Origin of the sequence: Streptomyces sp. NPDC052012 (assembly GCF_040689265.1) — a bacterium.
Taxonomy (GTDB): domain Bacteria; phylum Actinomycetota; class Actinomycetes; order Streptomycetales; family Streptomycetaceae; genus Streptomyces.
The window spans coordinates 186,766-200,482 of the sequence record NZ_JBFAXA010000009.1 but is presented as its reverse complement, the minus strand read 5'-3'; the positions used below and the strand labels follow the sequence as shown (position 1 = coordinate 200,482).

The 13,717-nt window shown below is 69.7% G+C and carries 12 protein-coding genes; 8 read left to right on the top strand and 4 right to left on the bottom strand.

The window, feature by feature from the left end; translation table 11 throughout:
* The first annotated feature begins 13 nt into the window (after nucleotides 1-13).
* The 5 genes from AB0412_RS18215 to AB0412_RS18195 all read left to right on the top strand — a co-directional run bounded on the left by AB0412_RS18215 (nucleotide 14) and on the right by AB0412_RS18195 (nucleotide 4,405).
* Complete coding sequence (locus AB0412_RS18215) at nucleotides 14-205, top strand: hypothetical protein (protein WP_366403567.1); 192 nt, start codon at nucleotides 14-16, stop codon at nucleotides 203-205.
* 114 nt (nucleotides 206-319) lie between these two features.
* Nucleotides 320-1,690, top strand: a complete 1,371-nt coding sequence (locus AB0412_RS18210) for an extracellular solute-binding protein (protein WP_366403566.1) — start codon at nucleotides 320-322, stop codon at nucleotides 1,688-1,690.
* A 16-nt stretch (nucleotides 1,691-1,706) separates the two neighbouring features.
* Nucleotides 1,707-2,654, top strand: coding sequence for a sugar ABC transporter permease (locus tag AB0412_RS18205; protein WP_366403565.1), 948 nt, complete (start codon nucleotides 1,707-1,709; stop codon nucleotides 2,652-2,654).
* 120 nt (nucleotides 2,655-2,774) lie between these two features.
* Entirely contained in the window at nucleotides 2,775-3,575 is an 801-nt protein-coding gene (locus tag AB0412_RS18200; RefSeq protein WP_366403585.1) for a carbohydrate ABC transporter permease, read from the top strand.
* A gap of 119 nt (nucleotides 3,576-3,694) precedes the next feature.
* Nucleotides 3,695-4,405 (top strand): XRE family transcriptional regulator, encoded by a 711-nt coding sequence (locus tag AB0412_RS18195; RefSeq protein ID WP_366403564.1) that lies wholly within the window; start codon nucleotides 3,695-3,697, stop codon nucleotides 4,403-4,405.
* A 75-nt stretch (nucleotides 4,406-4,480) separates the two neighbouring features.
* On the opposite strand, the gene AB0412_RS18190 is transcribed toward AB0412_RS18195, so the two are convergent.
* Complete coding sequence (locus tag AB0412_RS18190; RefSeq protein WP_366403563.1) at nucleotides 4,481-5,506, bottom strand: ATP-dependent 6-phosphofructokinase; 1,026 nt, start codon at nucleotides 5,504-5,506, stop codon at nucleotides 4,481-4,483.
* A gap of 192 nt (nucleotides 5,507-5,698) precedes the next feature.
* On the opposite strand from AB0412_RS18190, the gene pta reads away from it, so the two are divergent.
* The 3 genes from pta to pyk all read left to right on the top strand — a co-directional run bounded on the left by pta (nucleotide 5,699) and on the right by pyk (nucleotide 10,550).
* Nucleotides 5,699-7,831 carry a phosphate acetyltransferase gene (pta, locus tag AB0412_RS18185; RefSeq protein ID WP_366403562.1) on the top strand — a complete coding sequence of 711 codons (2,133 nt, stop codon included), beginning with the start codon at nucleotides 5,699-5,701 and terminating at the stop codon, nucleotides 7,829-7,831.
* Entirely contained in the window at nucleotides 7,828-9,039 is a 1,212-nt protein-coding gene (locus AB0412_RS18180; protein WP_366403561.1) for an acetate kinase, read from the top strand. The genes pta and AB0412_RS18180 overlap by 4 nt, the downstream gene beginning before the upstream one ends.
* Before the next feature lie 83 nt (nucleotides 9,040-9,122).
* The gene (pyk, locus tag AB0412_RS18175) at nucleotides 9,123-10,550 is read left to right on the top strand and encodes a pyruvate kinase (protein ID WP_366403560.1); all 1,428 of its coding nucleotides are present in this window, start codon (nucleotides 9,123-9,125) and stop codon (nucleotides 10,548-10,550) included.
* A gap of 90 nt (nucleotides 10,551-10,640) precedes the next feature.
* On the opposite strand, the gene AB0412_RS18170 is transcribed toward pyk, so the two are convergent.
* The 3 genes from AB0412_RS18170 to AB0412_RS18160 form a co-directional block, all read right to left on the bottom strand.
* Nucleotides 10,641-12,017: a hypothetical protein gene (locus tag AB0412_RS18170; RefSeq protein WP_366403559.1), complete on the bottom strand. Its 1,377-nt coding sequence runs from the start codon at nucleotides 12,015-12,017 to the stop codon at nucleotides 10,641-10,643.
* Complete coding sequence (locus tag AB0412_RS18165; RefSeq protein WP_366403558.1) at nucleotides 12,007-12,609, bottom strand: DUF6114 domain-containing protein; 603 nt, start codon at nucleotides 12,607-12,609, stop codon at nucleotides 12,007-12,009. Before AB0412_RS18165 ends, AB0412_RS18170 begins: the two co-directional genes overlap by 11 nt.
* Before the next feature lie 116 nt (nucleotides 12,610-12,725).
* Nucleotides 12,726-13,355, bottom strand: a complete 630-nt coding sequence (locus AB0412_RS18160; protein ID WP_366403557.1) for a DUF6230 family protein — start codon at nucleotides 13,353-13,355, stop codon at nucleotides 12,726-12,728.
* Nucleotides 13,356-13,717: the final 362 nt, after the last annotated feature.

The window sequence follows — 13,717 nt, the reverse complement described above, 5'->3', positions numbered from 1 at the left end:
CCGAGAGGACCCCATGCCTGACATCACCTGGGAAGACCCGTTCTGCGCAGAGGGCAACAACTGCTTCCGCATAGGCACCGACCCCCAAGGCAACGCCTACATCGCCGTCGCCGGTCAGGAGGAGCGCTGCCTCACCGACACCCGCGAAGCCCTCCGCGTGCTCATCCGTGAGATCAAGTCCGGCAAAGCCGATCACCTCCTCTAGCCGGAGCACCCGAAGACGCCCAGTCGCCGCACATGCATTGACCTGACTAGACCACTCCTCTTACGTTCACCACGCAGCCATCCCGGCCACAGCGTCGTGCGCCCGTAGGAGGTCGTGCCCGTGCGCCCTACCGCCGTCCTGCTCCTCGCCTCAGCTCTCACCGCCGCAGCCACCCTCACCGCCTGCGGCGGCGGTTCCGGCAGCGACCCGGACACGCTGAAGGTCTCCTTCAAGCAGTCCACGGACAACTCCATCAAGGTGATGGACACCTATCTCGCCGACATCAAGCAGCAGTTCGAGAAGGCGAACCCCGGCAAGAAGGTGGAACTCGTCCCCATCAAGGCCCCGGACGCGGAGTACTACACCAAGCTCCAGCAGATGCTCCGCTCCCCCAAGACCGCCCCCGACCTCGTCTACGAGGACACCTTCCTCATCAACTCCGACATCACCAGCGGGTACTTGAAGCCCCTCGACCCGTATCTTGCGAAGTGGAAGGACTGGGGGCAGTTCATCGACACCGCCAAGGCCGCGGCCCGGGGCGAGGACGGCAAGACGTACGGCGTTCCGGACGGGACGGACACGCGCGGGCTGTGGTTCAGCAAGGACGTCTTCGCCAAGGCCGGGCTGCCCGCCGACTGGCAGCCGAAGACCTGGGAGGACGTCCTCGACGCGGCCCGCGCCATCAAGGAGAAGGTGCCGGACGTCATCCCGCTGAACGTCTACACGGGCAAGCCGGTCGGCGAGGCCGCCACCATGCAGACGTTCGAGATGCTGCTGTACGGCACCAACGACGGCTCCTCCGACCCGCTGTACGACAAGAGCAGCAAGAAGTGGATCACCGCCGGCCAGGGCTTCAAGGACTCCCTCGCCTTCGTCGAGACGGTCTACAAGGAGAAGCTGGGCCCGGACGTCTCCGACGCGCTCGACCCCAACGTGGGCACGCGCGTGCGCGGTGAGTGGCTGCCGCAGGGCAAGCTCGGCATCGCGCTCGACGGCTCCTGGCTGCCGCAGGACTGGCTGGAGGGCAGCGGTCACGAGTGGCCCGAGTGGTCGAAGGAGCTGGGCCTCGCCGCGATGCCGACCCAGAAGGGGCAGGCTCCGGGCAAGGTGAGCATGTCCGGCGGCTGGACCTGGTCGATCCCGGCCAAGGCGGCCAATCCGGACCTGGCCTTCGAGTTCATCAAGACGATGCAGACCAAGGCCAACGCGCAGAAGTGGTACATCGCCAACTCCGGCATCGCGGTCCGCGAGGACGTGGCGAGCGACCCCGCGTACGCCGAGGCCCAGCCCGGCATCAAGTTCTTCACCGACCTGGTGTCGAGCACCCACTACCGGCCCGCGTACCCGGCGTATCCGAAGGTGTCCACCGCCATCCAGGAGGCGATGGAGGGCGTGACGACCGGGGACATGTCGGTGGACGAGGCCGCGCGCGCCTACGACGAGGCGCTCAGGGACGCCACCGACAACCAGGTCGTCGAGAAGTGAGCCACGGGAAGCGTCCATGACCGCCGCCGCACCGCACACGGGCCCGGAACTCGCCAAGATCCCGCCGGGCCCGTCCGCACCCCCGCCCGCGCCCGCGCGGCGCGGCCTGCGCCGCCTGCTGCCCCGCTTTCTGCCCCTCACCCCGGCGCTCGCCCTGCTGCTGCTCTTCCTCGCGGGCCCGATCGCGTACTGCGTGCTCATCGCGTTCACCGACCTTCAGCTGACCGGTCAGGCCGAGGAGTCGTTCGTCGGCCTGGAGAACTTCCGGCGGGCGTTCGGGGACGAGGAGTTCCTCAACGCCGTATGGCTGACGCTGGTGTTCACCGTGCTGTCGTCGCTGATCGGGCAGAACACCCTCGGGCTCGCGCTCGCCGCGCTGATGCAGCGGGCGTCGAGGCCGGTGCGCACGCTGACCGGTGGCATCGTTGTCACGGCCTGGGTGCTGCCGGAGGTGGTGGCGGGCTTCCTGCTGTACGCCTTCTTCCGCCGCGAGGGGACCCTGAACGCCATCCTGGACTGGCTCCATCTCCCCTCGCAGAACTGGCTGTTCACCCTGCCCATCCTGGCGGTGTCCTTCGCCAACGTCTGGCGCGGGACGGCGTTCTCGATGCTGGTGTACTCGGCCGCGCTGAACGAGATCCCCAAGGAGATCACCGAGGCGGCCGAGGTCGACGGCGCCGGCGGCTGGCGCCGGATGTGGCACATCACGCTGCCGATGATCCGCCGCTCGATCGGCACCAACCTGATGCTCAACACCCTGCAGACGCTGTCGGTGTTCGGGCTGATCTGGGTGATGACGCGGGGCGGGCCGGGCGGCAAGAGCCAGACGCTGCCGCTGTTCATGTACGAGCAGGCCTTCCAGAACAGCCTGATCGGTTACGGCACGGCGGTGGCCCTGCTGCTCCTGCTGGTCGGTTCGCTGTTCTCGGTCGTGTACATGCGTCTGCTGCGGACGGAGGTCTGATCAGCCGTGCCCCTACCCCTCACCCGCCGCACCCGTCCTCTCACCCCCGGCCACACCGCCGGTCCTTTCACCCCCGGCCACACCGCCCGTCCCCTCGCCTCCCGCCGCACCGCCCGCCGGCTGGCCGCCGACGCGGGCCTGCTGGTCGTCGCGGCCGCGTTCGTGCTGCCGCTGGCCTGGGTGGTGCTGTCCGCCCTGGACCCGCAGGCCGGGCTGAGGGTGAAGACGCCCGACGGGCTCACCCTGGACCACTTCGACGCGGTCCTCACCGACGAGATCACCTTCACGCCCCTGCTGAACAGCCTGATCCTGTGCGGGGGCGCGACCGCGCTGACCGTGGTGTGCGCGGCGCTCGCGGCGTATCCGCTCTCCCGGTTCCGCTCCCGTCTGAACCGGCCGTTCCTGCTGACGATCCTCTTCGCGACGAGCCTGCCGATCACCGCGATCATGGTGCCGGTGTACGCGTTGTTCGTGCAGGTCGACCTGATCGACACCATGCAGGGGACGATCTTCTTCTTCGCCGCCTCCCAGTTGCCGTTCGCCATCTGGCTGATGAAGAACTTCATGGACGGCGTGCCGAAGGAGCTGGAGGAGGCGGCCTGGACGGACGGGGCGTCCTCCCTGCAGTCGCTGGTGCGGATCGTGCTGCCGCTGATGGGGCCGGGTGTGGCGGTGGTGACCGTCTTCTCCTTCGTGATGATGTGGGGCAACTTCTTCGTGCCCTTCATGCTGCTGCTCAGCCCGGATCTGATGCCCGCCTCGGTGAGCATCAACGACTTCTTCGGCAACCGGGGCATGGTGGCCTACGGCCAGCTCGCCGCGTTCTCGATCGTCTACTCGACGCCGGTGATCCTGCTGTACGTGCTGATCGCACGGCGGCTGGGCGGAGGTTTCGCGCTGGGCGGGGCGGTGAAGGGATGAGCCGGGGCGGGCGCGGTGACTGCGGGGGTGACCGCCGGTAGCCGTAGCTTCCTACAATCCGTAACGTTGGCCGAACCGACCGTAGTCACCGGTGCCCGGGCTTCTCTAGCTTTGCGGCCGTGCACCGACCCATCGCTCGACCGAACGACCATCCGCCGCCGCCGTTCGACGCCCCCGCCGCCCGCCGGCTGCGTGCCGCCCTCGGCATGGGCCCGGAACACGTGGCGCACACCCTGCGCGTCTCGTACGGGCTGCCGTATGTGACCCCGCACCTGGTGGTCGCCTGGGAACGGGGGGCCGCCGCCCCCTCCAGCTCCGAACTGACCGCGCTGGCGGGCGTGTTGTGGTGCTCGCCGGGTGAGCTCATCGGCCGGCCGCGCACCCTGCGCGAGCACCGCACAGCCCGCGGTCTCGCGGCCGAGGACGTCGCCCGGGCGGTGGGGCACGAGCTCCAGGCGTATCTGCGGATGGAGGAAACCGGCCAGTGGCGCGGCACCGACCGCCAGAGTGCCGCGCTGGCCGAACTGCTCGCCCTGTCCCTGGCCGACTTCGTCACCGTCACGGGCCGGGAGGAGCGGCTCGCGGAGCTGCTGCGCAGTGCGGCGACGACGCGCTGGCAGGCGTATGTGCGGCCGATCGCGAAGCTCGCCCCGGTGGACCGGCGGCTGCTGGAGCGGGTGCTCCAGCGCCTGCACCAGGACTACCAGGGCCACATGGCCGCCACCCTCAGCTGGGGCGGCGGCAGCGGCGACGCGGGCGACGACGGCCGGGACTTCCTGGACCGCGTCGTCGACCATTTCTGGACGGCGGTGGAGAACGCCGACGCGTAGCGGACCGGCTCCGGACAGCACGGAGCGGACCGGCTCCGAGCCGCGCCCCTTGGAGGCCTGGTGGGAGAGCGGCTCCTAGAAGACCGACTCCGCCTCGTCCATGCGGTCCTTCGGCACCGTCTTCAGTTCCGTGACCGCCTCGGCCAGCGGGACCATCACGATGTCCGTGCCGCGCAGGGCGGTCATCCGGCCGAACTCGCCGCGGTGCGCGGCCTCCACCGCGTGCCAGCCGAAGCGGGTGGCGAGCACCCTGTCGTACGCGGTGGGCACGCCGCCGCGCTGGACGTGGCCGAGGATGACCGGCTTGGCCTCCTTGCCCAGGCGCCGCTCCAGCTCGTGCGCGAGGGCCGTGCCGATGCCCTGGAAGCGCTCGTGACCGAACTGGTCGATCTCGCCCTTGCCGTAGTCCATGGTGCCCTCGGCCGGGTGCGCGCCCTCGGCGACGCAGATGACCGCGAACTTCTTGCCGCGGGCGAAGCGCTCCTCGACCATCTTGACCAGCTGGGCGGGGTCGAAGGGACGCTCGGGCAGGCAGATGCCGTGGGCGCCGGCGGCCATGCCGGACTCCAGGGCGATCCAGCCCGCGTGCCGGCCCATGACCTCGACGACCATCACGCGCTGGTGGGACTCGGCGGTGGTCTTCAGCCGGTCCATCGCCTCGGTGGCGACGCCGACGGCGGTGTCGAAGCCGAAGGTGCGGTCGGTGGAGGAGATGTCGTTGTCGATGGTCTTCGGGACGCCGACCACCGGCAGGCCCGCGTCCGACAGCATGCGGGCCGCGGTCAGGGTGCCCTCGCCGCCGATCGGGATGAGCGCGTCGATGCCGAAGTCGCGGATCATGTCGGAGGCGTTGGCGCAGGCCTCGCGCAGCCGGTCGCGCTCCAGCCGGGAGGAGCCGAGGATGGTGCCGCCGCGGGCCAGGATGCCGCTGACCGCGTTGAGGTCGAGGGGCCGGTAGCGGCCGTCCAGCAGGCCGGAGTAGCCGTCCTCGAAGCCGATGACCTCGTCGCCGTAGTTGTCGACCGCGCGGTGCACGACCGACCGGATCACGGCGTTCAGGCCGGGGCAGTCGCCGCCTGCGGTGAGAACTCCGATACGCATCGTGCTGTGTCTCCTGGTCGCTGTCGTTACCGGTGAGCCAATCCCGATTGTTTCACGTCCCCCAGGGCGGCGCCGACGGCGCATGGACGGGCGTCATAGCCAGCGCCAGAGGTATTGTCAAGAGGGTTCTGCTCACCTCGGTGGGCGATTTTTGTAGGTGCCCCGATGAACCCGACGAAACGGAGAGCGCGCGTGACCCGCAGCGTGTACGTGACCGGTATCGACCGCGGCGACGGCCGTCAGGTCGTCGAGCTGGGAGTCATGGAACTCCTGACCCGGCAGGTCGACCGGGTGGGCGTCTTCCGCCCCCTGGTGCACGACGGGCCGGACCGCCTCTTCGAGCTGCTGCGCGCCCGCTACCGGCTCTCCCAGGACCCGGCGACCGTCTACGGCATGGACTATCAGGAGGCCTCCGCGCTCCAGGCCGAGCGGGGCACGGACGAACTGGTCTCCACGCTGGTCGACCGGTTCCATCTGGTCGCCCGGGACTACGACGTCGTCCTCGTCCTCGGCACGGACTACGCCGACACCCAGTTCCCGGACGAGCTGTCGCTGAACGCCCGGCTCGCCAACGAGTTCGGCGCGTCGGTGATCCCGGTCGTGGGCGGCCGCAAGCAGACCGCGGAGTCGGTGCGCGCCGAGACCCGCAACGCCTACCGGGCGTACGACACCCTCGGCTGCGACGTGCTCGCGATGGTGGTCAACCGGGTCGCCCGCGAGGACCGGGACGAGATCGCCGAGCGGCTCGCCTCCCGGCTCCCGGTGCCCTGCTACGTCCTCCCGGACGAGCCGGCCCTGTCCGCCCCGACCGTCTCGCAGATCGCGCACACCCTGGGTGCGAAGGTGGTACTGGGCGACGACTCCGGGCTGGCCCGCGACGCCCTGGACTTCGTCTTCGGCGGCGCGATGCTGCCCAACTTCCTCGCCGCGCTGACCCCGGGCTGTCTCGTGGTCACCCCCGGCGACCGTGCCGACCTGGTGGTCGGCTCGCTGGCCGCGCACAGCGCCGGCACCCCGCCGATAGCCGGGGTGCTGCTCACCCTGGACGAGGTGCCCGGCGAGGACATCCTCACCCTCGCCGCCCGGCTCGCCCCCGGCACCCCGGTGCTGTCGGTGTCCGGCACCAGCTTCCCCACCGCCGAGCAACTGTTCTCCCTCGAGGGCAAGTTGAACGCGGCCACCCCGCGCAAGGCGGAGACCGCGCTCGGCCTGTTCGAGCGGTACGCCGACACCGCGGAGCTCACCCGGAGGGTCTCCGCGCCGAGCAGCGACCGGGTGACGCCGATGATGTTCGAGCACAAGCTGCTCGAACAGGCCCGCTCCGACCTGCGGCGGGTCGTGCTGCCCGAGGGCACCGAGGAGCGGGTGCTGCACGCGGCGGAGGTGCTGCTGCGCCGGGGCGTGTGCGAGCTGACGCTGCTCGGCCCGGTCGAGCAGATCCGCAAGAAGGCCGCCGACCTGGGCATCGACCTCGGTGACACCCAGCTGATCGACCCGGCCACCTCCGAACTGCGGGACGCCTTCGCCGAGAAGTACGCGGCCCTGCGCGCACACCGGGGCGTCACGGTGGAGCTGGCCTATGACGTCGTCTCGGACGTGAACTACTTCGGCACGCTGATGGTCGAGGAGGGCCTCGCCGACGGCATGGTCTCCGGTTCCGTGCACTCGACGGCCGCGACCATCCGGCCCGCCTTCGAGATCATCAAGACCAAGCCGGACGCCGGCATCGTCTCGTCCGTCTTCTTCATGTGCCTGGCCGACAAGGTCCTGGTCTACGGCGACTGCGCGGTCAACCCGGATCCGAACGCCGAGCAGCTCGCCGACATCGCCGTGCAGTCGGCGGTCACGGCCGCCCGGTTCGGGGTGGAGCCGCGGATCGCGATGCTGTCGTACTCGACCGGCACGTCCGGTTCCGGCGCCGACGTGGACAAGGTGCGCGAGGCGACCGAGCTGGTGCGCGGCCGCCGGCCGGACCTGAAGATCGAGGGACCGATCCAGTACGACGCGGCCGTGGAGCCGACGGTCGCCGCGACCAAACTGCCGGACTCCGAGGTGGCCGGGCAGGCGAGCGTGCTGATCTTCCCCGACCTGAACACGGGCAACAACACCTACAAGGCGGTGCAGCGCTCGGCGGGCGCCATCGCCGTCGGACCGGTGCTCCAGGGTCTGCGCAAGCCGGTCAACGACCTGTCCCGGGGTGCTCTGGTCCAGGACATCGTGAACACCGTGGCCATTACAGCCATCCAGGCCCAGACCCCTTCCGCGGCACCTTCCGCCGCCGCGTCCCCGTCCCCGTCCCCGATCGAGAAGGCTTCCGACCAGTGAGCTCCACGCGTGTCCTCGTCCTCAACTCCGGCTCGTCGTCGGTGAAGTACCAGCTGCTCGACATGCGCGACAGCAGCCGGCTGGCCACGGGGCTGGTGGAGCGGATCGGCGAGCGGACCTCCGTCGTGCGGCACACGCCTCTCGCGGCGGGCGGGCAGCCGCGGGAGCGCACCGAACCGATCGCCGATCACGACGCCGCCCTGAAGGCGGTGGCGGAGGAGCTGGCGGCGGACGGCCTCGGCCTCGACTCCCCCGAGCTGGCCGCGATCGGCCACCGTGTGGTGCACGGCGGGAAGCGGTTCACCGAGCCGACCGTCATCGACGACGCCGTGCTCGCCGAGATCGAGCGGCTGATCCCGGTGGCACCGCTGCACAACCCGGCCAACCTGACCGGCATCCGCACGGCGATGGCGCTGCGCCCGGACCTGCCGCAGGTGGCCGTCTTCGACACGGCCTTCCACACCACGATGCCGGAGCCCGCGGCCCGCTACGCGATCGACGTGAAGACCGCCGACGAGCACCGCATCCGCCGCTACGGCTTCCACGGCACCTCGCACGCATACGTCTCCCGTGCGACGGCGGAGCTGCTGGGGAAGGCGCCCGAGGAGGTGAACGTCATCGTGCTGCACCTGGGCAACGGGGCGTCCGCCTCGGCCGTGCGGGGCGGCCGGTGCGTGGACACCTCGATGGGACTGACGCCCTTGGAGGGGCTGGTGATGGGTACGCGGTCCGGAGACATGGACCCGGCCGTCATCTTCCATTTGATGCGTGTTGGCGGAATGTCCGCCGACGAGATCGACACTCTTCTCAACAAGAAGAGCGGTCTCGTCGGACTGTGCGGTGACAACGACATGCGGGAGATCCGCCGCAGGATCGACGAGGGTGACGAACAGGCGAAGCTCGCGTTCGACATCTACATTCACCGTCTGAAGAAGTACATCGGTGCCTATTACGCCGTTCTCGGGCACGTGGACGCGGTGGCCTTCACCGCCGGGGTCGGCGAGAACGCCGCACCGGTACGGGCGGCGGCCGTGGCGGGCCTGGAGCCGCTGGGCCTTGCGGTCGACGAGGAGCGCAATGCCGTACGCGGCGGTGGGCCACGGCTGATCTCGCCCGAGGGCGCGCGGGTGGCGGTCGCTGTGGTTCCGACGGACGAGGAAATGGAGATCGCCACTCAGACATACGCACTGGTCGGAAACAACAACTGAGAACAACTGAGCAGGGACTTCCTCATTTGTATTTTCCGCCAGACGGAATATTCCGTTGCGAAACAAACCGATAGGATCGCCCCATGCGCCGTTCGAAAATCGTCTGTACTCTCGGCCCCGCGGTCGACTCCCACGAGCAACTCGTCGCTCTGATCGAAGCCGGCATGAACGTGGCCCGCTTCAACTTCAGCCACGGCACCCACGCCGAGCACCAGGCCCGCTACGACCGGGTCCGTGCCGCGTCCAAGGAGACGGGCAGGGCCATCGGTGTCCTCGCCGACCTCCAGGGCCCGAAGATCCGCCTCGAGACCTTCGCCGAGGGTCCCGTCGAGCTGGTGCGCGGTGACGAGTTCACCATCACCACCGAGGACGTCCCGGGCGACAAGACGATCTGCGGGACGACCTACAAGGGCCTGCCGGGTGACGTCGCCCGGGGCGACCAGGTCCTCATCAACGACGGCAACGTCGAACTGAAGGTCCTGGACGTCGACGGCCCCCGGGTGAGGACGATCGTCATCGAGGGCGGCGTCATCTCCGACCACAAGGGCATCAACCTGCCCGGCGCGGCCGTCAACGTGCCCGCGCTGTCGGAGAAGGACGTCGAGGACCTGCGGTTCGCCCTGCGGATGGGCTGCGACCTGGTCGCCCTGTCCTTCGTGCGGGACGCCAAGGACGTCGCCGACGTCCACCGCGTGATGGACGAGGAGGGGCGCCGGGTCCCGGTCATCGCCAAGGTGGAGAAGCCGCAGGCGGTGGAGAACATGGAGGACGTCGTGATGGCGTTCGACGGTGTGATGGTCGCCCGCGGTGACCTCGCCGTCGAGTACCCGCTCGAGAAGGTCCCCATGGTGCAGAAGCGCCTCATCGAGCTGTGCCGGCGCAACGCCAAGCCGGTGATCGTGGCGACCCAGATGATGGAGTCGATGATCACCAACTCCCGGCCGACCCGCGCCGAGGCCTCCGACGTGGCCAACGCGATCCTGGACGGCGCCGACGCGGTGATGCTGTCCGCCGAGTCGAGCGTGGGCGCGTACCCGATCGAGACCGTCAAGACGATGTCGAAGATCGTCCAGGCGGCCGAGCAGGAGCTGCTGTCCAAGGGCCTGCAGCCGCTGGTGCCGGGCAAGAAGCCGCGCACGCAGGGCGGTTCGGTGGCCCGCGCCGCGTGCGAGATCGCCGACTTCCTCGGCGGCAAGGGCCTGGTGGCCTTCACCCAGTCCGGCGACACCGCGCGGCGGCTGTGCCGCTATCGCGCCGTGCAGCCGATCCTGGCGTTCACCACGGACGAGGCCACCCGCAACCAGCTGACGCTCAGCTGGGGTGTGGAGCCGCATGTCGTGCCGTTCGTGAACAGCACCGACGAGATGGTCGAGCTGGTCGAGCAGGAGCTGGTCCGGCTCAGCCGGTTCAACGAGGGCGACATCGTGGTGATCACCGCCGGCTCGCCGCCCGGCGTCCCGGGCACCACCAACATGGTCCGCGTCCACCACCTGGGCGGCCCGACCAGCTGACGGGCCGAGACACGACGCCGAGGGCGCCCCCTGCGAACAGGGGGCGCCCTCGGTGTGTGAGCGGCTCCCGGAGTGGCTTGTGACGCGGGCTCAGTCCGTGACGTACTGGTGCAGCCCGGGCACGTGCAGGGTTCCGCCGAACTGGCCGGCCTGCTGCACCTTCACGTCGGTGAAGTAGATCAGCGGGATGTTCAGCGGCGGCGGGTGCTCCGGGTCGAACGTGATCGGGATCAGCCCGAGCAGGTTCCCGGAGATGCTCTCCGTGTACATCACGGTGTCGCCCTCGCGGATGGTGGAGGTCGACCCCTTCTCGGCCTGCACGTGGTAGGTCTTGCCGGTCTGCGGGTCCTTGACCGTCTGGTGCAGGTCACCGATGTCGGTGCCGCCGGAGATGACGTACTTCAGCACCTTCTTGACCGTGCCGTTGGCCGTCTTCACCTCGACGATGCCCTTGTAGTCGGCGCCCTTCAGCAGCAGCGAGCTGGCGTCCAGGAACCACGGGTCGTCGGGCAGCGGGACCTTGTTGTCGATGCCGCCCTCGGCGTCGGTGGCGACCGGGCAGTCCTCGAGGTCGACCGTGGCGCTCTCGGAGGGACTCGGCGAGGCCGTGGCCTCCGGAGTGGCCTCGGCGGCCTCCTCGGCCTTCTCCGCGGCTTCCTCCGCCGCCTCGCCCGCGTCCTTCGCCGCTCCGGTCGCCTTGTCGGTGGCTTCCTCGGTGGCGTCCTGCGCCGTGCCGGTGACCTTCTCGGTGGTCTCCTTCACGGGGTCGGCCGCTTCCTTCGCGGCTTCGGTCGCGGAGGCGGACGGGGTGGGGGTGGGGCTCGGGCTCGCGTCGGCGTCCTGGTCCCCGGGGGTGAAGATGTCCTTGATCCCGTCCCCGATCTCCTCGAGGAGGTTCTTGTCGGTCTCCGAGGGGGACGGCGCGGGCTGCTCGGGGGCGGTCGCGGACGGGGCGGGCGCGGGCTCGGCCTCGTCGTCGGAACCTGAATCCGGCGAAGAGGACGTGTCCTTGTCCGCCTCCTGCTGCGCACCCGAGCCGGCGGCCGGGGCCTCCTGCGCCTCGGCCTCGCCGCTCGGCTCGTCGGCCGGCTTCTCCTCCTCGGCGGCGTCGCTCGCCGAGGGGGACGGCGTGGGCGACGCGGAGGCGTCGTCCTTGTCGTCCTCCTTGTCGTCCTCCTTGCCGTCCTTCTCGGCCTCCTCCAGGGCGGCCAGGCACTCCTTGAACTCGTCCGCGGTCAGGCTGTTCGACGGCACCTTCTTGGACGGCTGGTCGTCGGCCTGGGCGAGCGTCGGCGTGAACCCCATGCCCATGAGGACCGCGGTCGGCATCGCCGCGATGGCTATCGCCTTCCCGGCCGGCATGTGGAACCTGGTGAACAGCGGCTTCTTGGGTGCCGCGTGGCGCGGCCCGGTTCTCACACGGGACGCCTCCACATCAGCCCCGTGGGTCACCTCGTCAGCCGGCACTGTGCCTCCCGTTCGCCCCGTTCGCCGGGCTCGTTCCTGACAGATCGTTCTCCCCCAGTGCCGTATGGGCCTGGGAGGGACCCCCATCGCCCACCGTGCCCGCGTCGTCGACGGACTTCAGCAGCGTGGTGTCGGTGTCCGCGCCCTCCGGGGATCCGCCCTGCGCACCCGCGGCCGCCGTGGGCTCCTGCTCGGGCGGTGCGCCCGGCGCCCACGACACGGCCATCGCCCCGCCCACGAGGGCGAAGAGGAAGCCGATGAGGAAACCGCCGAGGTTGGACACGGGGATGGACACCAGCGCCAGCAGGATCGCGGCGACACCCGCGAAGACCCGCACATGCTTCTGGAACCAGAGGCTGACGCCGAGGACGACGAGCAGCACGCCGATGATCAGGGACCCGGCGCCCGCGGTGGTCGCCATGGCCAGCGTCAGATGTCCGATCTGGAGGTTCGCGTACGGGAAGTAGGCGATGGGAAATCCGCCGAGCATGATGAACAGGCCGGCCCAGAACGGCCGCGCGCCCCGCCAGGCGCGGAACTGCAGCCTCCGGCGGGTGAACTGGCCGGATACGGCAGGGGTCTCGGCGCTCATGGAAAACAGCTCCCTGGTACGGCGTTGCTGTGGTGGTGATGTGCGCCGCGCGTGAAGGCGCGGCCGGAAGGTGGACGGGCGGGGGTGCCACAGCGCCCCCGCCCGTCAGCGAGTGCTTAGTAGCACTCCTTGGTACCCGTCGAGAGCGACATCTTCAGACCGCTCAGCTTGAAGGTTCCGGCGGTGGTCGCCCACGCCGTCTGCTTCACGTCGGTCAGCGTCGCGGACTCGGCCTGCTGGGCGAACCCGTACGGGTTGGCCTGCTCCTTGCCGCCCTTCATGCCCGGACCCTTGTTGGCGTCCTTGGCGGCCACACCGATGTCGATGTTGCGGAAGGTGGCGTCGGCGCCGAGGTCCTCGACGTCGATGTACAGGTTCTCGGCCTCGACCGGCTTACCGCCACCGCCGGCCTTCAGCTGCAGGCTGACGTTGCCGAACGGGGTCGGGGTGACGACCGACTGGCACATGCCCGTGATCTCCGCGGACTTGAACGCGGAGACGGCGACGGGGTGGTGGACCTTCTCACCCTTGAGCGTGTAGCCCTCGTCGATCGCGCCGTACTGCGAGAAGCCCTTGCCTTCGAGCTTCTCCGCCGTCACCTTGAACGACTGACCCGACACGCTGAACGAGGCGGCGAGAGCACCCTGCGCGAGGGCGACACCTATCGCTGCCGTGGCGGCGACGCTGGGCACCATGACCACAGCGAACCGCTTCCATCTGGTCCCGCCACGCACCTGGGACTCCATATTTCCTCCTTCTCGGACGTACATCTCCTGCTCCGGCCGACCGCCATGACGGCGGCTCAGCAGGGCAGGGATGGGAGAAGTGCTACGTCCTCGGGAAGGAGAGCGCCCGACTCGGCGGCGCACAAAGCACCCGAATCACCGGCGATCACCCCCGAGCGACAACCACTGGTCGCGCCTGACACGCATCACGCACAACCCTGCTGGACAGGCTTCGCCGGGAGAGCGAAGACCCCCCTGCCCAAGAGCCGGCGCCACTGCCGCCGGCTCTGCTCGGTGGGGACCCAGGAGATCCCGTGACCCAACCGGCTGTCGGGGTGCGGGAATGGACCGAGCGTCGCCGATCGTGGTGCATTCTCGCCGCC